This is a genomic window from Spongorhabdus nitratireducens (assembly GCA_947387575.1).
Classification (GTDB): domain Bacteria; phylum Pseudomonadota; class Gammaproteobacteria; order Pseudomonadales; family Endozoicomonadaceae; genus CANDOC01.
Genome location: CANDOC010000002.1, coordinates 395,899 through 413,727, shown reverse-complemented (window position 1 = coordinate 413,727; position 17,829 = coordinate 395,899). Strand labels below are relative to the sequence as shown.

The 17,829-nt window shown below is 51.3% G+C and carries 20 protein-coding genes; 2 read left to right on the top strand and 18 right to left on the bottom strand.

What is annotated here, in order from left to right; all coding sequences use genetic code 11:
- Positions 1-68 precede the first annotated feature (68 nt).
- The 18 genes from ACYZZ0_RS06435 to ACYZZ0_RS06350 all read right to left on the bottom strand — a co-directional run bounded on the left by ACYZZ0_RS06435 (position 69) and on the right by ACYZZ0_RS06350 (position 15,448).
- A complete protein-coding gene (locus ACYZZ0_RS06435; protein WP_461535772.1) occupies positions 69-2,000 on the bottom strand; it encodes a TonB-dependent receptor domain-containing protein in 1,932 nt (643 codons plus the stop codon).
- Positions 2,001-2,079: 79 nt separating this feature from the next.
- On the bottom strand, positions 2,080-3,426 hold the full coding sequence (locus ACYZZ0_RS06430; RefSeq protein ID WP_461535771.1) for an ATP-binding protein: 1,347 nt from the start codon (positions 3,424-3,426) through the stop codon (positions 2,080-2,082).
- Positions 3,423-4,169, bottom strand: coding sequence for a response regulator transcription factor (locus ACYZZ0_RS06425; RefSeq protein ID WP_461535770.1), 747 nt, complete (start codon positions 4,167-4,169; stop codon positions 3,423-3,425). The genes ACYZZ0_RS06430 and ACYZZ0_RS06425 overlap by 4 nt, the downstream gene beginning before the upstream one ends.
- Positions 4,170-4,180: 11 nt before the next feature.
- A complete protein-coding gene (locus ACYZZ0_RS06420; RefSeq protein ID WP_461535769.1) occupies positions 4,181-4,999 on the bottom strand; it encodes a TroA family protein in 819 nt (272 codons plus the stop codon).
- Positions 5,000-5,049: 50 nt separating this feature from the next.
- Positions 5,050-5,928, bottom strand: a complete 879-nt coding sequence (locus tag ACYZZ0_RS06415) for a metal ABC transporter permease (RefSeq protein ID WP_461535768.1) — start codon at positions 5,926-5,928, stop codon at positions 5,050-5,052.
- Positions 5,928-6,641 carry a metal ABC transporter ATP-binding protein gene (locus ACYZZ0_RS06410; protein ID WP_461535767.1) on the bottom strand — a complete coding sequence of 238 codons (714 nt, stop codon included), beginning with the start codon at positions 6,639-6,641 and terminating at the stop codon, positions 5,928-5,930. The genes ACYZZ0_RS06415 and ACYZZ0_RS06410 overlap by 1 nt, the downstream gene beginning before the upstream one ends.
- On the bottom strand, positions 6,638-7,558 hold the full coding sequence (locus tag ACYZZ0_RS06405; protein ID WP_461535766.1) for a metal ABC transporter solute-binding protein, Zn/Mn family: 921 nt from the start codon (positions 7,556-7,558) through the stop codon (positions 6,638-6,640). Before ACYZZ0_RS06405 ends, ACYZZ0_RS06410 begins: the two co-directional genes overlap by 4 nt.
- The gene (locus ACYZZ0_RS06400) at positions 7,551-8,072 is read right to left on the bottom strand and encodes a DUF6162 family protein (protein WP_461535765.1); all 522 of its coding nucleotides are present in this window, start codon (positions 8,070-8,072) and stop codon (positions 7,551-7,553) included. The genes ACYZZ0_RS06405 and ACYZZ0_RS06400 overlap by 8 nt, the downstream gene beginning before the upstream one ends.
- The gene (locus ACYZZ0_RS06395) at positions 8,056-8,343 is read right to left on the bottom strand and encodes a hypothetical protein (protein WP_461535764.1); all 288 of its coding nucleotides are present in this window, start codon (positions 8,341-8,343) and stop codon (positions 8,056-8,058) included. Before ACYZZ0_RS06395 ends, ACYZZ0_RS06400 begins: the two co-directional genes overlap by 17 nt.
- Positions 8,344-8,363: 20 nt before the next feature.
- The gene (locus ACYZZ0_RS06390) at positions 8,364-9,200 is read right to left on the bottom strand and encodes a DUF4198 domain-containing protein (RefSeq protein ID WP_461535763.1); all 837 of its coding nucleotides are present in this window, start codon (positions 9,198-9,200) and stop codon (positions 8,364-8,366) included.
- Between the two features lie 22 nt (positions 9,201-9,222).
- Positions 9,223-9,720: a DUF2271 domain-containing protein gene (locus ACYZZ0_RS06385; RefSeq protein WP_461535762.1), complete on the bottom strand. Its 498-nt coding sequence runs from the start codon at positions 9,718-9,720 to the stop codon at positions 9,223-9,225.
- Positions 9,721-9,753: 33 nt separating this feature from the next.
- Entirely contained in the window at positions 9,754-10,410 is a 657-nt protein-coding gene (locus ACYZZ0_RS06380; RefSeq protein ID WP_461535761.1) for a PepSY-associated TM helix domain-containing protein, read from the bottom strand.
- 93 nt (positions 10,411-10,503) lie between these two features.
- Entirely contained in the window at positions 10,504-11,733 is a 1,230-nt protein-coding gene (locus ACYZZ0_RS06375; RefSeq protein ID WP_461535760.1) for a hypothetical protein, read from the bottom strand.
- 1 nt (position 11,734) lies between these two features.
- The gene (locus ACYZZ0_RS06370; protein WP_461535759.1) at positions 11,735-12,376 is read right to left on the bottom strand and encodes an energy transducer TonB; all 642 of its coding nucleotides are present in this window, start codon (positions 12,374-12,376) and stop codon (positions 11,735-11,737) included.
- Between the two features lies 1 nt (position 12,377).
- Positions 12,378-12,785, bottom strand: coding sequence for an ExbD/TolR family protein (locus tag ACYZZ0_RS06365; RefSeq protein WP_461535758.1), 408 nt, complete (start codon positions 12,783-12,785; stop codon positions 12,378-12,380).
- Positions 12,782-13,333 (bottom strand): MotA/TolQ/ExbB proton channel family protein, encoded by a 552-nt coding sequence (locus ACYZZ0_RS06360; RefSeq protein WP_461535757.1) that lies wholly within the window; start codon positions 13,331-13,333, stop codon positions 12,782-12,784. Before ACYZZ0_RS06360 ends, ACYZZ0_RS06365 begins: the two co-directional genes overlap by 4 nt.
- Positions 13,323-14,681, bottom strand: coding sequence for a MotA/TolQ/ExbB proton channel family protein (locus tag ACYZZ0_RS06355; protein WP_461535756.1), 1,359 nt, complete (start codon positions 14,679-14,681; stop codon positions 13,323-13,325). Before ACYZZ0_RS06355 ends, ACYZZ0_RS06360 begins: the two co-directional genes overlap by 11 nt.
- On the bottom strand, positions 14,678-15,448 hold the full coding sequence (locus ACYZZ0_RS06350; RefSeq protein ID WP_461535755.1) for a DUF3450 domain-containing protein: 771 nt from the start codon (positions 15,446-15,448) through the stop codon (positions 14,678-14,680). Before ACYZZ0_RS06350 ends, ACYZZ0_RS06355 begins: the two co-directional genes overlap by 4 nt.
- 241 nt (positions 15,449-15,689) lie before the next feature.
- On the opposite strand from ACYZZ0_RS06350, the gene thiI reads away from it, so the two are divergent.
- Positions 15,690-17,228, top strand: a complete 1,539-nt coding sequence (gene thiI / locus ACYZZ0_RS06345; RefSeq protein ID WP_461535754.1) for a tRNA uracil 4-sulfurtransferase ThiI — start codon at positions 15,690-15,692, stop codon at positions 17,226-17,228.
- Positions 17,229-17,732, top strand: a complete 504-nt coding sequence (locus ACYZZ0_RS06340; RefSeq protein ID WP_461535753.1) for a dihydrofolate reductase — start codon at positions 17,229-17,231, stop codon at positions 17,730-17,732.
- Positions 17,733-17,829 lie beyond the last annotated feature (97 nt).

The window sequence follows — 17,829 nt, the reverse complement described above, 5'->3', positions numbered from 1 at the left end:
CATCCATGTCATCCGGTTGGGTCAGGCAGGTTGTCATCATGTCAATCTGCCTGTTTTCGTAGTTGAGATCAGAATCGAGTTGCGACAGTCAGACGTACATCTCTGCCCGCTTCAGCCAAACCAATGATCTGACCACTGCTGGAGCTCTTGCCGTAACTTGCGTGGCTCAGGTACTGGCGATCGAACAGGTTTTTCACAGTCAGAGTTACAGACAGATCTTCGTTACCCTGCGGGTTCCACTTCACATAGACGTCATTAACTGCGTAGCCCGGCTTTTCCTTTCGGTCGGAAGGTACTTTCTTTAGACGTTTAACGGCTTCGAGAGACCAGCCCAGTTCGAGGTTCTGTTCAGGCAGCATGTGAGTTACGGATGCTGTCAGAGTATCACCGCTGGCGGTGCCGATAGCCATGTTGCCGTCGTCCAGCGGTTCACCGTCCAGTTCCGGGCGGTTATGGCTGAAGCCCAGGTGCAGGTCGGTATTCTCCCAGCTGTAATTCATAAACAGGTTCACACCCTTGTTTTTGACATCGCCGGTATTTTGGATCACACCGCCACTGACACGGGTGGAGACGCGCTTGATCTTGGCAACATAAGCTGTAGCACCAAAGCTGAGGGCGCCACTGCTGTAGTCAAAGCCCAGTTCCAGGTTATCTGCTTTCTGACCTTTCAGATTGGCATCATTGGTGGCGTAATTGAGCAGGTAAGCCTCTTTGATGTTTACACCACGGTAGGCGCGGGCATATCCACCATGAATGTCGATCTCGTCAGTAAGTGCGAAATTCAGATTGACGTTGGGGCTGATGCCGTCACTCTTGAACTTCTGGCCGATATTATCCTTCAGGGTGTAGCGGTCATAACGTACGCCGGTATTCAGGGTAAGCTGGTCAGTCAGCGGCAGTTGATCCTGTACAAAGATACCGATGACATCCTGCTTTTCATCCTTCTTGGTGGAGTCAGCCGGGCGGTTAATGTAATAACCGGTATCCTTTCGGAAGTTCAGACCATATGTCAGGCTGTGAGTGTCAATGATGTGGGTATTTTTAAGATCAAAACCGAGAGATTTGACGCCGGCACCATTATCTTTGGTATCACTCTTCTGAGTCATGTAAGACTTGGTGTAATACAGGTTACCCTGCAGGTTCAGTGCATTTTTGTCCGGGTTCAGGTTGTACTGAAAGTTGGTGGTTTCCCGGCGACTTTTCTGTTTGTTGGCCTGGTTCCAACCCGCTTCGACAAAATGCGGACGCAGGTTGCGGGTACCATCATCATTACGAATATCATGGGACAGTCTGATTGTCTGATCATCAGACAGGTGACCAACAACTTTGAACAGACCACTGTCGATCTTGGATGAGGTGTTCTTTTGCTTGTTACCGTCACCGTCCTTGATTTCATTGCTGTCCTGACGGGTTACGGAAGCCAGTACGGATACGTCATCGGACAGACGGCCAAACAGGCTGGTATTCAGTTTCAAACCCTTGGTGTTGCTGAAGTAACCCAGCTTGGCCATGCCGCCAAACTGTTCGCCATCACGCAGCAGGTCTTCAGGGTCCTTGGTAATAAAACGGATCGCACCGCCCAGAGCACCCGGGCCATCAGTGGCCAGACCGGCACCTGCCTGCACTTCAACCTGCTTTAACAGTTCAGGCTCAACACTGATACGACCCTGATGGTGAAACAGGTAGCCCGCCTGGGTTGCACCATCGATGGTGACATTCAGGTTGGTATCTTCAATACCACGAACATAAATCTTTTGAGCGGTACTGAAACCACCGCCGACATTGACATTAGGGTCGTTTTTGAAAATGTCTTCGAGGTCTGCAGCCTGATAGTTTTCCAGTGACTCCTGGTCAATAACAGAATCAGCCGTCAGAGACTGGCCGGTGACGGTGATTTTCTCTTCGTCCGCAAGCAATGCACCAGACTGAGTCATAACAACGGCCGCGATAGCCAGTGACAGGGTGCGCTTTGCCAATATGTCTGAAAGCGGGTTTTGCATTACAAATAATCTCCAGGAGTGTGCTGCTCTAATTTTTGTAATGCGAATTATTATCATTTAAATTGTGATTGAAACCCTGTTAACATTTTTTACATTTCAGGCTGTTTTGGCAGGGTAGTCTGACCTGCATCCGTAATCCCTCACCTGCTACATTCTCTGCCCGGATCGATCCTCCAACCCCTTTTATCTGACGTCTGGCCAGCGCAAGACCGAGCCCGAAGCCGCCAGCATCACGCCCTCTGGCTTTATCGACACGGAAAAAGGGTTTGAAAATCATATCCAGGCAATCTTCAGGTACGCCTCCCCCCTGATCCTGCACCACGATTTCACAGCAATCTTTCAGCAGTGAAACAGTAATCAAAACCGTGGCCCCGGTGGGGCTATGTTGCATGGCGTTACGAATAATGTTTTCGAGCGCCATATTCAATGCTTTCTCACTGCTGTCAGAAATCAGCAGTTCATCCGGTATGCGCAGTTCAAGATGCCGGTCCTGATACTCAAATTGAGTGTCGTCAGCGATGGCTTCCAGCAGACCGATAAGATCAACTGTCTCATGACGCAGCTGTGGCGATTCGTTCTGGAGCCAGGCCAGTGTCAGGGTATCCTCGACCAGATTGCGCATCTGGGTGGCTTCTTTCTTTAAACGACTGCCGTTTTTGTGCTCCCCGGTTTCCAGGCAGAGTTCGATGCGTTGCAGGGGCGTGCGCAGTTCATGAGACAAGTCGTTCAAGAGATGGCGTTGAGTTTGAAGCAGGCTACCAATCTTGGATGCCATTTCATCAAAAGCCTGAGCCAGACGACCCAGCTCATCATTCCGACCATTCAGATCTGGTGAAACACGAGTCGCATAATTGCCACGGGTAAATTCCCGGGTTGCCTTTTCCAGCCTTCCCAGAGGGCGCATCAAGTTGCGGTAGAGGATAAGGCTGACAAACATCATAAGACTGAAAGGCAGCAATAGATGAAGCAGAGTGTGAGTTAAACCCCAGTAACGACCGGGCATCATATGATCGGGTAGCAGCAGAACCAGATAGTGAATACCGTCAGACAGTCCCAGCTCTATCATAGGCTTGCTGTGGTGCAGGTGAAGGCCCCAGTCCAACTGCCTTCCGAGCCGGACGGTTACAGGTCTCTGATCTGGATGAGGTATTGCTGCATATTCTTTTCTATGCAGCTCAATGATGGTGGCAAAGGTATTTTCTTTGTTCTGTAGCTGCTCAAGCCATTGCTGAACGGCCTCTTTATTTCCAGCTTCGACAAGTACTTCGGCTTCTCTACGGTACTCGTTTAATGTACGTTTATCTAAATCACTGAGCTGACTCATTGAGCTTTCAATATTGTTGCTCAACTCACCGACCAGATACACGAGTGCCATTGATATCAGGCTGATACTGATACACAACTTCCAGAACAGCTTGCGGTTCATTTCAGACAGTATCCCTGGCCATGAACAGTTCGGAGTTGTTTGGCATTAAACCCAGCTGAGTTCAGTTTGCGACGGAGTTTACTGACATGAACATCCAGGCTCCGCTCCTCGCGGCTATAGGGCCTGCCCATCAGCTCATGGTAAAGGTAGGGTTTGCTCAAAACCTGACCCTGGTGCTCAACCAGTTCTGCTAACAGTTTGAACTCCATGTCTGTCAGATCCAGGGCAGTATCTTCATACATAACAGCCTGAGAACCCGTATTCAGTGTCAGGCTGGCAAACTCCAGAAGTACCGGTGCAGCTTCTGCTGGTATCTGATGAACTCTCTGAGTTCGCTTGATGATGGCTTCGACTCGAAGCAACAACTCTTCAATATTGAACGGCTTTGGCAGGTAATCATCAGCGCCGGTTTTAAACCCGCTGATGCGGTCAGCTTCAGCGCCCCGGGCGGTGATCATGATAACCGGCACATCGGACTTTCGGCGCAGCCTGTTCAGTACCTTGAAACCGTCCATTTCGGGCAGCATGACATCGAGCAGCAGCAGGTGGAAACCTTCTTTAGTCGCGGTTTCCAGACCGCTGCAACCGTCGAAACATTGCCGCACCAGGTAGCCATGTTTTCTTAGCAGGTCTGCAACCAGGTTACTCAGTACAACATCGTCTTCTATTATCAGGATGCGTGTCGCAGGCTGGGAAAACCCTGCCTTTGGCAGTGTGCCCTGCCTTTCACTCAGTTCCATCATTCACTCAAAAATCAATTATCAATCCTGACAGCCTGATCAAGGCGCGTCAGGTTGGCATTCAGCCAGCCTGCGATATCAGTTTTTAGCGGCTTTTCGGCTGAGTCCAGTTTCCAGGTTTGTGGTGTATCTTTCTGACCGGCCCTGAACTTTTGCAGATGCAATGCATTCGGGCTGCAATCTCCGGGGGCTTCCAGCAGCAGGAAGGTAGCAGAGGCCTGTGGCATTAACTCCTGACTGTGAACACAAAGTGCCTCAATATCCCGTGCCAACAGCAGCTTTTCAACTTCCAGAGAGTAATGCTGGATCTGTTGGTTCAGCCGCTTTTCATTGCGCTGAATCATCGCCGCATGTTGAGGCCAGAGGCGTGCCAGGTCGGTCGCCAGAATCTGTGTCATCACCAACAGGTTATCCGGTGACAGCCAGAAATAATGCTGTTGTTGCAAGGCGTCTCTGCTGAGATGAACCTGCCGTCCCGGTGCACTCAATTCACGGGCAATATCAATAGCAACCACTCGAATATTATGGGTGCGCAGCTTACTGTAAGCAGCATGACCCGGCCATACTGATTCAATAGTAATAACCGCATTAAAAGGGCCTGCCTTCTTGATCGAGTCGTTGCTTTTATGTGCCAGCCAGTGTCCGCTGCGCTTTACAGGCAGACGTTTGGGAGGCAAATAAGTGACATTGATCCCGGTCTCCTGCAGCAAATCTTTTGCCAGTGCCTGAGCAATCGGGAGTGTTGTTGCTATCTTGCCCTGGGATGCCCAGTTGGCCTGACAGGTCAGCATCAACAGCACTGCAACAAGCCATCCCCGTCCGGTTGATATCATTTTGGTAATCCTTGTTCACAATCTCTGGTAAGCGACCTTGTTGAGATCTCTTATGCCAGACTTCTTATCCGATTGAAGCCAACAGCGGCAACAAAGCCGATGCTGGCCAAAAGAACGATGGCTGCACCGGACGGCACCGGCAGGTCAAATACCATTGGCAGCAGAATGCCGGCCACACAGCAGCAGGTGGAGATCACAATATTGACCCAGAAAAACTGCATGACATTACGGGTCACAAGTCGTGCCGTGGTGGCAGGAATCAGCAACATGGCGCCGACCAGAATTGCGCCGGCAATTTTCACTGCGGCCACGGTAATCAGAGCGATCAGCAGTACAAAGGCGTATTCGTACAAGTTAACGCGGATACCCCGCACTTTTGCCTGTTCGGGAGACAGGGTTGCAATCAGTGCTCGGTTACCGAACAGCAGCATTGCAGCCATACATAACAGGGTAATTACCGCCAGAATAGCCAGATCAGTATCCTGTACGGTCAGAATGGAGCCGAATAACACGTTTTCCAGAATATGAATATTGACCTTGCGTGCAACAAACAACAGTAAGGCTGCACCGGAGGCGATAGCCACTGCAAGAAAAACGCCGACCAGAGCGTCATAGGGCACCGCAGTCCGGCTTTTAACCCAGTGAAGTAATACGGCAAAGGTCAGACAGAAGCTGAACAACCCGCCAAAGGGATGGGAAGCCGGTTCACCCAGCAGAATGCCAATGGCAATGCCGGTTAATGCCGCATGGCCAACAGCCTCGGAGAAAAATGCCAGCCGCTTGATGACGACCAGACTACCCATGCCACCCAGCAGCGGGCCAATCATAAGTGCTGCAGCGAGGGAGTTGATCAGGAAGCCGTACTGGAACATATCCGGCAGCACACCTGCTGCCTGCTGCTCAAACAAAAACTGTCGAATGCTTTCCATCAGGCCACCTCCAGCATGGCTGTGTCACTGCGACCCAATACCTGCTCCGGCGTTCCTGTCTGTTTGACGCCGCCATCTACCAGCAGCACGTTATCTGCATACTGACGTACAAAGTCCATATCATGGTGAACCATGACCAGTGTTTTCTGCTCTTGTCTGAGGCGCTGTATCAACCCGGTAATAATGCGCTGTCCTTCACCATCCAGCCCGGTCATGGGTTCATCCATAAACCAGAGGCCGGCCTTCTGTTGAAGTGCCTGGGCAAACATCAGTCGCTGCCGCTCGCCTCCGGACAGCTTGCCCAGTTGAAGTTCGGCTTTATCAGCCATGGCAACAACTTCAAGTGTTTCCATTACCTGTGTCTTTATACGGCCTGATTGCCGAAAGAAAAGCGGACGACGACTGATTGAAGCAGCCAGATAATCCATTACGGTAACGGGCAGTACAGCATCAAATTTTGGCTGTTGCGGGATGTAGACTGGCAATCTGTCTGAGGTATTTTTATCTGTCCCGGCAGGCCAGTGTCTCAGCACTTCACCTTTATGAGGCATCAGCCCGAGCAAGGTTTTCAGCAGCGAGGTTTTGCCCGCGCCATTGGGACCAATCAGCAAATGGAGCTGACCGGCCTGCAGCTCTGCATTGACAGGCTCAAGAATACAGTTGCCGGCAAGATTCAGGCTGACGTTTTGCAAGCTGATGGAGGGGCCTTTCATGAACTCGCTCCAGCCAGTTGCGTGCTATGAGTTGTGGACTGCTTCAGGGCGGATACCAGAGTCTTGAGATTGGCTTCCATCTCCCGTTTGAACTGGGCAGGATCGTACTCGCCATAAGTCATATGGGAGAAATGGTAGATGCGAATGCCGGTTGCCCGCTCGATAGTGGACACATAGCGGTTATCCATATTCAACTCGGTAAACAGCACCTGAATATTTGCGGCCCTGATTCGGTCAATGGTCTTCTGCAACTGGCTGGCACTGGGCTCAACGCCGTGAGCAGGCTCAATTACGGTATCAATGCCAATACCGAACTCCTGCAGGAAATAGCCATAAGCGTTATGAGTGCTGGCAATACGGACTTTGCTGAGATCCAGGCCGACCAGCTCGCTAGCGTAACTGTGTCGCATCTGGCGCAATTCACGGGCAAAGCTCACCGCATTTTTGCGGTAAAAGCGGGCATTGTCCGGATCCAGTTCACCAAGCGTGCGGGCAATGGTGTAGATCTGTCGAATGGAGGCACTGATGGAAACAAAAGTGTGAGGGTTCCAGGCACCTTGAGCATTACTTGCAGCCAGTAACGGTACATCCGTATTGGCTTTGATTATCCGTACCTGATGCTTGTCGCCCTGCTGGCTTTCAAGGGTTTCCAGTGCCCGAAAGGCAAACTCGTCATGACCAATTCCGTTTACAACCAATGCATCCATAGACATCAGTCGCTTGAGATCCGCTGGCTGCATTTCATAACTGTGGGGATTAAAACCGGCATCTACCAGCGGTATAACGTCTGCCCGCTCACCAACAATCTGGCTGACATAGCTGTAATAGGGGTGCAGGGTAATTCCGACCTTCAGTTTGGCCGTTGCACCCGCTGGCAAGCAGAAGAAAACAGACAGAAGCAGAATAAAATTACGCATGTTGAAACAGTTGCCAATGTTCATCGGGTGAGCAGGTCGCAGTCTCATCGGAATGAAGGGAATCAGATTCATGAGTGGCAGTCGGTTGCCAGTAAACCCTGACGTTGCCTTCCAGCAGCAGTAAGAAATTCAGCCCTGAACCATTATTAACAGGTGTTCCCGCATAGCAGGGGCCTGACAGCTTTTGCCAGTGGTGACTGCTCTGTTGGTTGGACTGCTGCTGAAAAGGAGGAATACCATCGTCGGCAAGCTGGAGAATATCTGGCAGAGGTTGACCATCTTCCTGCAGAAACAGGATTTCATCGCCGGCATTTCTGAGATCGGTAAGCACTGCCTTGTCCTGAACCGACAGAGACAGATAGTCAGGCCGGCTGGCCGGGGCTGCCTGATGGCTGGCAATACCAATACCACCGGATAGCAGAATCAGAACAATGGCCAGCAGCACCCATCCGCTTTCCCTGCGGCCATCATCGGGTCTTACCTGCTCGGTATAACCGTCAGAGTTCAGCAACATCAACCTCCACCGGAAACTCGTGGCCTGAGTCAAATTGCAGATAGAAATCCCCGGACGGCCGCTTGAATTCGACTTTGGAGAAACGGTCTGCTTTCTGGCTTTGCAGCACATTTTCGTCGTAGTCAATCAGGCGTACAGACTTGCCAACCGCCTTGCTGCCATCGGTAAAGCCGACTTCACAACGGATGGTCTGGCTGTCAGCTTCACAGACCATTAACGGGTAATGTGCCAGTGCCGGGCTGCTTTGCAGCAGCCCGAGACCTGAGACCATCAAAATGAAAGCCCTGGTGATCAATTGGGAATCACCTCGAAGGTCAGAAAGCGAACGGCCTTAACTGTATCAGCCATGGGAGAATCCAACGGGCTGACAAGGCTTGCGCTCATCAGCCAGGGACCAGCCTGGCCCGGAGTAAACTGAATACGGCCACTTTCGTCTGTTTCCAGCTCGATACTGTTGCGGTCGTTACGATACTGAGAGCCCCCGGGCGTGATCTCTACCTTGGCGCCTTTCGCAGGTTTGCCATCAATCAGGACGTTGAGGGTTACTTTTTCATCCTGAATGATGTCGTTTGGATGAATCTGGGGAACCAGTTCAAAGCCTTTGTTGGTTGGCTGAAAAACAGAGTCCGTCGGTGCGTTACGGGTTACGTAGGCGACACTGCTGATGTCATACAGCATGGTCTCGATATCCCGGGCGTTATCCGGCAGCTTGGCTTTGGTTTCAATCTTGTTGCCGCTGACCCATTTATCCTGCTCTCTTTTACCTGCTTTATAGCGGGTGTAATAGAAGGTTGGACGTTGCACATGCACTTTGTAGGTGCCGTCCTGAGTCAGTTGCCAGTCAAAGACGCTACGACGCTGGCTTTTGAAATAGGTTCTGATGGAATTGCTGTCACCATCGGGGGAAAACACCTTTGCCTGCTCCAGCCCCGGGCTTTTGTCGTAGCCAAAAACAGTGTGGGAAGCACTGACATCAAAGGTGACCCAGCTGGCTTTTTCATCAGAAACATTAAACTCACCGGGCAGGACCCACAGTGGGTGTGCCTGAACAGTCGAAACAACAGCGCCGGATAATAATCCCGCAGTCACTACGGCTGCCTTGAATACTGACTTGAATCCTTTTTTCATTATTACTTCCTGAACGAAATTGTTACTTTCCAAGCGTGATATTGACCAGACCGAGCTCTTTGCCACCGGAAAGACTGTACTTTCTGGCGCCATCCCCCAGATGAATCTTCTGTTTCAGCAATGTCCGGTTACCGTGTTCCCGAACCGCTTCGAGGCAAAGCAAGTAATCCCCCGCTAAGGGTTTGCCATTAGCATCCTGTGCCTGCCAGCTCACGAGGTGAGTGCCTGCCGGGCGTGTAGCCCCGGACACACCATCGACTTCAGGGTTATAACGACCGGCCTTACGCCACCACCGGCGCAGGTCCTTGAGCCATTTCTTGTCTTCATGCCATACCGCAATAGTCGACACAGCACGACGTTCACCGTCTTTTTCCAGCCATACAGCAGTGTATGGGCGCTGATACTGGCCGCTCTTTATATTGGGTAATACCAGTTCGATGCTGACGGTTTGGGCCCCGGCTGATCCTGTCAGCAGAACACCGATTAGAAACAACGACTGCAGAATACTTTTTCTTGTCATTTCCCTACCATGAGTTGCGATATCCGTAACCATTCAATTCATTACAATCAATGCGTACCCGGCAGCCATCACAACACCGCCACAACTGCTGAGCAGCAGTAACCGCTGGCGTCGCTTTTTCTGGGGTATAACCAGCCATAAGCCGGTGAGAGTGAACAGCAGCATCAGCAAGGCCGAAGCATCAATAAATGCTCGCCAGAGCGCACCGCTGTAACGCCCCATATGCAGATCATTCAGTACGGCGGCAATGCCGTACTCCTGATGCTCCAGTACGACCAGTCCATCCTCTGGCAGTACCTCTGCGAGGGTGTAACCGCCGGGGCGCTTGACGTCTATGACCAGAAGTTGTTCTTCCGGCTGCCAGTCATAACTGATCTGGTTTCCGGTCAGGCCATGCTGCTGGCTTAGCCAGCGCCGTACCTGTTCAGCATGACCCAGTGGATCATCTTCCCAGGCCTGTGGGTTCTGGAGTGTTTCCGGCAATGGCAATTCGTTCAGCACTGTCGGTGGTGCATCCGGAAGCCAGTCGCGATGATTGAGAGTGAGGCCTGTTACTGTGAAAAACAGCATAATCAGCAGCATCAGCATCGAGATATAAACATGGAGCGTTCTGATCCAGCGGATATGTTTATTACTGCCCCGCTTTTTATTAACTGGTTTCTGCCCTGCTACAGCATTTGAAACCTGCACAAACCCACTCCAACAACAATGCAAATGATAATGATTATTATATGTATCCGTTGGAGAGGGTTTGATCCAATTTACATTTTTTACGTATCCGGATTAGCTGGACGACAGTAGTCGTTTCATGGGGCTGACCTGTTTAAGATACCGCAGCCAGCTTTCCGCAGTTGTTTTGAGCGAGGCATCACTTGCCGCGGCATGCAAAACCTGGCGGGCCTGGTGATAACGTTTCAGCTTGATGCGGGTAATTCCAAGCATTAACTGCAGTTTTGATTTATCAGCTGATTTTTTTCGTAGCGCCTGCTCCAGGGTGTTATGGGCTGCCTGCCAGTGTTGAAGTTCCATCTGCAGATAGGCTAGTTGAACTGTGCGCTCCTGATTAGGGTCAATACGGTTCAGGTCAGCCAGCACCGATATGGCCTTCTTCATTTCCCGTGCCTGCATCCAGCAATGACCCAGTAGCTCCAGATTTTTTTTGGAATGTTTCAATATGCCCTGTTTGAGCCCCTGCTCAAGCACTTGCCCGGCAAAGAAAGGCAGTTTGTCCTGCAGCAGCATCTGGGCCAGTAACCTATAGTCTGCGGATTTTTCCAGCAGCCCTTGTTCATAGGCAATCCGCTGGGCGGACAGAGCAGACTGAGGATCTTTATTTTGCTGGTGCATTGAAACCAGCTGGCGCCAGTATGCTGGCTTGCTGGCATAGTCTTCGATTAACCGCTGCTGGTCACGAATAGCTGCGGGCCATTGTTTCAATTGAATATGGGCGACAACTCTCAGTTGATACCAGCCTTCAGGTACGGTTTGCTTCTTGGTTGTCTTGCGATGCATGGCCTGAGAGATTGATTCAACAACATTGTTCCACTGTTCAGTCTGGCTCTGAGCCTGTGCCAGCAGCAGATAATCGTCAGCCGATATCTTGTCTGGTGCTGTTTCGGATACTTCGACCATCCAGTCCTGGAGTGACTGAATACAGGATTGCCATTGTTCTTCCATGCAATACAGCTGCGATAGCATTCGGTGCAGATTCAGCTGTTGTTCCTTTGGCATCGCTTCCAGTTCATAAGCTTGCTGCAGGTGCTTCAGGGCAATATTGAACTGCTCCCGCTGCAAGGCAACCTGACCCAGGTTGTGTAATACCAGCGCTTTGCCGTATTTGCTGCGAACCCGATCCTGTGCTTTTAGCAGCTGCTGATAGGCTTCATCCTGTTTATCTTCCTGCAGTAAGCTGCTGACTTTTGTCAGCAGCTTGTATTCACCGGGCGGTAGCTGGATTTTGGCACTGGCAAATACGGGCCAGCTTAAAAGGATCAGCAGCAAGAGTTTTGACACATTAGCGATCAAGCTTGAACTCCAGTTCCTGTCGGGTCTTATAAGGTTGGGCTTGACCTTCCTCTACCCGGGTTTTAAAACGCCAGCGTTTAATGGCCCGTAACGCTGCATGCTCGAATATACCTGGAGGCGTGGATTCCAGCACAACCAGCGAGCCGGGTTTGATCCGGCCTTTTGTATTCACAATAAATTCAATGAGTACTCGTCCTTCCAGCCCGCGACGCTGTGCCTTGTGCGGGTATTCAGGCCTGATTTTGCTTAGGATGGTCGGGTTGGCTTCCACCGTCATAGCAGGCTGTGGCATGGATAGATGATTCAGTGAAGGAGACAAATTCACCTTCACCGCCATATCAATATCCGGGATGCGCACATCCAGCTGTGCTACATCCACTGATGGTGTCTGTTTAAAAGGCACCATCGGAATTTCCGGTTCGGGTTCGGTTGTGTCTTCCGGTTCCGGCGGCAGCTGCCGGTTACGCAGTTCGATATCCGTTTCCTGACGTACCATCAGAAAACTCAGATCAGGTCTGGCCTGCTGATCGCTGATCAGTGGTTGTCCGGTGCTGGTGGTGACGGCCAGGCCGTAGAAAAGCGATAGCGACAGTGCGACTGCAGGGGGGAAAGACAACAGTAACCGTGTCATGTTATCCCCCTTCAGTGGTCGCTACGGTGTATTGCACCTGCGCCAGTCGCAGCTGATCCACGACACGGACCAGCTGTCCGGTGGTGGACTTCTCGTCAGCCTGAATCACCACACTGATATCTGACTGTTCGGTTCGCATCCGCTCAATTGCCGGGCGGATCATTCGTACATCCACAGGTTTGCGATCAAGCCAGATCTCGTCGTTGGCGGTCACTGCCAGCATTACGGCGGCCTTGCTTTGTGACTGGCTGGTCTGGGCACTGGGGCGATTCACATCGACACCCGACTCACGCACAAAGGACGTGGAGACGATAAAAAAGATCAACATGATAAACACGATATCCAGCATCGGTGTCATGTTGATCTCGGCATCATCCTGTTGCTGGATCAGGTTCAGTCGCTGGCTCATCGTTGTACTTCCCTGTCGCGATTAAGGTCTTGGTCACGATTGAGATGTTGTCGCAACTTCTGGCTCTCACTGTCGGCCCAGCGTGACAGCCGGTTGTGGAACAACAGGCCGGTCACCGCAATGGCCATTCCGGTCATGGTTGGAAAGGTGGCACTGGCAACACCGGCTGCCATCAGTCTGGGATTTGCCGTGCCATAGTGGGCCAGGCTGTCAAACACCTGAACCATGCCGGTTACGGTGCCCAGCAGACCAATCAGCGGGCAGAGCGTAATCAGGGTTTTGATCATGGTGAAATGGCTTTTCAGCTCAAGATCCAGCTCGCAGACCAGGCTGCGTTTCTTCTCTCGCAGTGGCTCTGTTGCCAGAGCCGCCAGCAAATCTTTTCTGGCAGTGGAGAAATTGAACGCACGGTAAATAACCCGTTCCAGAATCAGTGCCAGCATCAGGATGGTGACAGCGAAGATGGGATAAAGTACCCAGCCACCGGACTGAAAAAACTGACCCAGCAGAAATCTGAATTCATGCAGCGAAAAGGCATCAGGCAGCATGCCTTGTTACCCCACCAACTTTTGCCTTTCGCTCTGCATCAACCAGCAGACCGAGGCCACGTTCCTGCAGGATCTGCATCAGGCGACGGCTGCGTGATGCCAGATAGCTGTGGCAGAACAGCAGCGGAATTGCAACGACCAGACCCAGTACGGTAGTCATCAGTGCCTGGGAAATACCGCCGGCCATCAGCTTGGGATCACTGGTGCCGAACAGGGTAATACTCTGGAATGTGGCAATCATGCCGGTTACTGTGCCGAGCAAACCCAGTAGGGGTGCAACAGCGGACAGCAGGCGAACAAAGCTCTGACCCCGTTCAAACAGCGGCATCTCCTGCAGAATGGCTTCGTCGACTTTTACTTCCCGCTGGTCTGCTGTCAGGCTCTGCTCTTTAACTGCCAGCAGTACCCGTCCAAGCGGGTTGTCACGGGTCAGGGAGTCAGGACTGGCCAGTTGCTTGCGAACCCGGAAGTCATTGATCAGCATCATCGCGATCTGCACCAGGGCAACCAGTAGACCAATGGCACCCAGTGCAAGAATCAGGTAACCCACCTTGCCGCCCTGTTGAATACGTTCAAGTACCGTCGGTTCACGATCCAGCATTTGAAACAGTTGGCCGCGGGTCGGGTCAATGGTGATGTCATTGGCTGAGCCCTGAAGATATTCTTCAACCTGCTGGCTTGCATCCTCAGGCTGTGTCGGCAGGACTGTCAGTGCTTGTTCGGTGGCATCCCAGCCGAGAAACTGGCCCTGTTCTGTCGCCGCAGCAAACATGCCGAAGCGAACAACTGGCTGGGTCGCGGTGCTACCGTCATTAGCAATGACCGGACTGTCGAAGCGGCTTATTTTTCCTGTTTCAGTCATTTCCAACTGTAACTGATACCAGAGGTTTTTCAGTTCGTTCAGGGTTGGTACACGGTTGGAATCGGCAAATGCCAAAGTCTCTGAACGACCCGGGTTATCTGCTCCGGTCAGGGAATCTCTCAGAAATGAACGCAGCTCGCCAGCCTGTTCCTTTGCTACACCGAAGACTTCACCCAGTTGGCCGGAACGTTGCTGAATCAAAGTCTGCATTTCAGCCAGCTTGGTGTCATTGGCGTCGAATGCCGCTTTAAGTCGGGCCTGCTCACGCTCTGCCTGCTGTAAACGTTGACGGCTTTTATTCAGTAACTGCTGTTGTTGGCTGAGGTCATTGCTGAAAAGCTGTTCACGCTGCTTGTTCAGCTGCCGGTCTTCGGCACTGAATTGACGCACATCCTGAAGTAATCCATCCAGTTTTAACGGCGCGGGATCGGCTGCCTGTACACCTGAAGCGATCAGAAGAGTAGCAACAAGAATCTGTTTGATCATGAACGGGGCTCCGGCTGGGGCAGAGGCAGGTCGAACAGGCTCGGTACCTGTTGTTGCCGGGCAATACGGATGGCTTGGCTCAGGGTCAGATTGTTAGCGTCGTCCAGTGGCTGCCAGCGTTGCTGTTCCGGAAGCCAGAGAGCGCTCTCTTGTCCGTTCAGTGTCTGGTAATAAAGTGCTGTGCGTCCCAGTCGGAGATAATTAACCTGCCGTTTATGCTGTGCCGTTTCAAGTTGTCCGCTGTAGGACTCCAGGGTGCGTCCGTACTGCACTTCAACCAGATAGGCTTCAAGGATCTGGCGGTATTTTTCTGCCACACTGACATCGGCCCGAACCAGCAATGTCCGGAGTTTTTGCAATCGCTTCTGGCGTTCTTTTTTAAGGAAGGGCAGGTCGGCAGCGACAAACTGATCCAGTGTATTCACCATGGCTTCCAGCATGGGTAGTACTGCCTGGTCGGTTTCTTCTATGGAGGCCAGCTGGTTGCCGAGATCAGCAAGTTCCTGTTGCTGGGATTGTACCAACCGCTCAATTTGCCGGTTATAAGCCTCGGCCACATCAGCCATTCGTTCGTTGGCTAGATATTCTGCCCGTGCTTTGCGGGTGGCATCAGACATTTTATTGATCTGCAGCTGGGACTGCTGCGAGGCCTGATGGGTTGAATGAACCTGTTGCTGGCTGTCACTCAGCGGATCAGCGCCTGACTGACTGGTAAAAACAGCGGATGAAAAAAGTACTGACCAGCCAATAATCCTGACCGGTCCCATCGTCCTAGAAAGCAAGGCCATAACAACAGTAATTCAAAAACAAATGAGAATCATTCTATATTACAGGATTTGCTTTGCTCTATGTATCCTTTTACATTTTTTACAACTTTGAACTGTGGCTTTTTGTCGATACCGGGGTGTTCTGCAATTCGGTATACTTTGACCATCATCTCTTGTTAATACCCGGACACTTTTTGAATGATCATCAAAGTAGGTGCCGGGGTGTCATGGTAAGAAGTTCATGAAATTTGTCGTCAAGCTGTTCCCGGAAATCTCCATCAAGAGCACGCCGGTCCGAAAGCGTTTTGTAAAACAATTGCGTGGCAACATTCGCAAATTGCTGAGTAATGTTGATGAAAATGTCGCTGTCACCGGAGCCTGGGACCAGATTGATATTGAAACTTCGGTCAATGATGAGCGCTCTCTGAAAGAGATCGGCAATATACTGAGCTGCATTCCCGGTATCCATGAGTGGCGGGAAGTGCTCGAGTTCCCGGTTGTTGATCTGGATGATATGGCTGAAAAAGCGCTGGCCAGCCATAAGGATGAACTGGCAGGTAAAACCTTCCGGGTAACCTGCAAGCGTCAGGGCAATCATGAGTTCAAATCCATTGATGTTGAGCGTCATGTCGGTGGCTATCTGAACTGGAACTCTGAAGCGACCGGGGTAAAGCTGAAAAACCCGGATGTCGTGGTGCAGATGGAAGTACGACGTGATCGTTTTTATGTAGTCCAGAAGAAACAGTCAGGCCTGGGTGGTTTCCCGCTGGGCTCCCAGGAGCCGGTACTGTCACTGATTTCCGGTGGCTTTGATTCCTCTGTATCCAGTTTCCTGACTATGCGCCGGGGTATTCGTACCCATTTTGTATTCTTCAATCTGGGTGGTCATGCTCATGAGCTGGCTGTAAAAGAGATCGCCTTCTACCTGTGGAATAAATACGGTGCATCTCACAATGTGAAGTTCATCACTGTACCGTTTGAAGGTGTGGTTGCCGAAATTCTCGACAAGGTTGAGAACTCCCAGATGGGTGTCATTCTGAAGCGAATGATGCTGCGTGCTTCTACTCAAGTCGCCAAAACCATGGACATTCAGGCACTGGTAACTGGCGAAGCAGTGGCTCAGGTTTCCAGCCAGACCCTGACTAACCTGGCGGTTATTGACTCGGTCACTGATACCCTGGTGATTCGCCCGCTGGCTACCATGGACAAGCAGGATATTATTGATTACGCCGAGAAGATTGGTACCGAAGAGTTCTCGCGCAATATTCCGGAATACTGTGCGGTTATCTCCAAAAAACCGACCACCAAAGCGAGTCAGGTAAAAATTGCAGCCGAAGAAAGCAAGTTTGACTTCAGCCTGTTAGACAAGGCGGTAGAAGAACGCCGTGAAGTCAGCATTAGTAATATCGTGGCAGATGACCTCAAGCGGGAAGAGGTCGAGGTTATCTCTGATATGGCGGATGAGCGCTTCGAGAAGAATGCCATTATTCTGGATGTCCGTCACCCTACTGAAGAAGAGCTGAAGCCGCTGTCTGTCGCCAGTCACGAAGTGGTCAAAGTACCTTTCTATCAGTTGAACAGTGTCTTCCCGACACTGGATAAAGAGCGTCATTACCTGCTCTACTGTGAAAAAGGTGTGATGAGCCAGCTGCATGCCATGCATCTGCGTGAAGATGGCCACACCAATGTGGACGTCTACAGCCCTAATAAAAAGAAAAAGCCGGTTGTTGCCCAAAGCGACAGCCCGAATGCCAAGAACAGTCAGGGAGAGCACGGCTGAATGAAGATTGCCATGATTGCGGCGGTCGCGGAAAACAATGCGATCGGTATCAATAATAAAATGCCATGGTATCTGCCAGGTGATCTGCGCTACTTCAAGGCAGTCACCATGGGCAAGCCGATTATTATGGGGCGCAATACCTTTGAGTCGCTGAAGAAGCCGCTGCCGGGGCGCACCAACATAGTGATTACCCGGAATCCGGATTACAGCCATGATGGCATCAGGGTTGTCCATAACACCGAAGAGGCGTTGTCACTGGCTGAGGATATTGCTCTGGTCAATGGCAATGAGGAAATCATGGTGATTGGTGGTGGCCAGATTTATAAGGAGCTGTTACCCAAAGCTGATCGTCTTTATCTGACGAAGGTGGCCCACAGTTTTGAAGCTGATGCCTACTTTCCGGAGTTTGATGAATCTGAGTGGACTGAGGTTGCCAGAGACGATCATCAGACTGATGATGAGCCAGCATTGAAGTACAGCTATATCGTACTTGATCGTGCCTGATAGCAGGCTGTGACATTATCGGATGGTCAGGGACGACCACCAGAGCCTGAAACAGAAGTCTGAAAAAGCGCCTAGACTTATCTTAGATAGCAGATAA

What these genes read in the sequence shown, in the direction of transcription:
- ACYZZ0_RS06340 (WP_461535753.1), top strand. Translation starts at nt 17,229, where the DNA reads ATGAAGATTGCCATGATTGCGGCGGTCGCGGAAAACAATGCGATCGGT.
- ACYZZ0_RS06385 (WP_461535762.1), bottom strand. Translation starts at nt 9,720, where the DNA reads ATGACAAGAAAAAGTATTCTGCAGTCGTTGTTTCTAATCGGTGTTCTG.
- ACYZZ0_RS06415 (WP_461535768.1), bottom strand. Translation starts at nt 5,928, where the DNA reads ATGGAAAGCATTCGACAGTTTTTGTTTGAGCAGCAGGCAGCAGGTGTG.
- ACYZZ0_RS06405 (WP_461535766.1), bottom strand. Translation starts at nt 7,558, where the DNA reads ATGCGTAATTTTATTCTGCTTCTGTCTGTTTTCTTCTGCTTGCCAGCG.
- ACYZZ0_RS06400 (WP_461535765.1), bottom strand. Translation starts at nt 8,072, where the DNA reads ATGTTGCTGAACTCTGACGGTTATACCGAGCAGGTAAGACCCGATGAT.
- ACYZZ0_RS06365 (WP_461535758.1), bottom strand. Translation starts at nt 12,785, where the DNA reads ATGAGCCAGCGACTGAACCTGATCCAGCAACAGGATGATGCCGAGATC.
- ACYZZ0_RS06435 (WP_461535772.1), bottom strand. Translation starts at nt 2,000, where the DNA reads ATGCAAAACCCGCTTTCAGACATATTGGCAAAGCGCACCCTGTCACTG.
- ACYZZ0_RS06410 (WP_461535767.1), bottom strand. Translation starts at nt 6,641, where the DNA reads ATGAAAGGCCCCTCCATCAGCTTGCAAAACGTCAGCCTGAATCTTGCC.
- ACYZZ0_RS06390 (WP_461535763.1), bottom strand. Translation starts at nt 9,200, where the DNA reads ATGAAAAAAGGATTCAAGTCAGTATTCAAGGCAGCCGTAGTGACTGCG.
- ACYZZ0_RS06420 (WP_461535769.1), bottom strand. Translation starts at nt 4,999, where the DNA reads ATGATATCAACCGGACGGGGATGGCTTGTTGCAGTGCTGTTGATGCTG.
- ACYZZ0_RS06350 (WP_461535755.1), bottom strand. Translation starts at nt 15,448, where the DNA reads ATGGGACCGGTCAGGATTATTGGCTGGTCAGTACTTTTTTCATCCGCT.
- ACYZZ0_RS06370 (WP_461535759.1), bottom strand. Translation starts at nt 12,376, where the DNA reads ATGACACGGTTACTGTTGTCTTTCCCCCCTGCAGTCGCACTGTCGCTA.
- ACYZZ0_RS06395 (WP_461535764.1), bottom strand. Translation starts at nt 8,343, where the DNA reads ATGGTCTCAGGTCTCGGGCTGCTGCAAAGCAGCCCGGCACTGGCACAT.
- ACYZZ0_RS06425 (WP_461535770.1), bottom strand. Translation starts at nt 4,169, where the DNA reads ATGATGGAACTGAGTGAAAGGCAGGGCACACTGCCAAAGGCAGGGTTT.
- ACYZZ0_RS06355 (WP_461535756.1), bottom strand. Translation starts at nt 14,681, where the DNA reads ATGATCAAACAGATTCTTGTTGCTACTCTTCTGATCGCTTCAGGTGTA.
- thiI (WP_461535754.1), top strand. Translation starts at nt 15,690, where the DNA reads ATGAAATTTGTCGTCAAGCTGTTCCCGGAAATCTCCATCAAGAGCACG.
- ACYZZ0_RS06360 (WP_461535757.1), bottom strand. Translation starts at nt 13,333, where the DNA reads ATGCTGCCTGATGCCTTTTCGCTGCATGAATTCAGATTTCTGCTGGGT.
- ACYZZ0_RS06430 (WP_461535771.1), bottom strand. Translation starts at nt 3,426, where the DNA reads ATGAACCGCAAGCTGTTCTGGAAGTTGTGTATCAGTATCAGCCTGATA.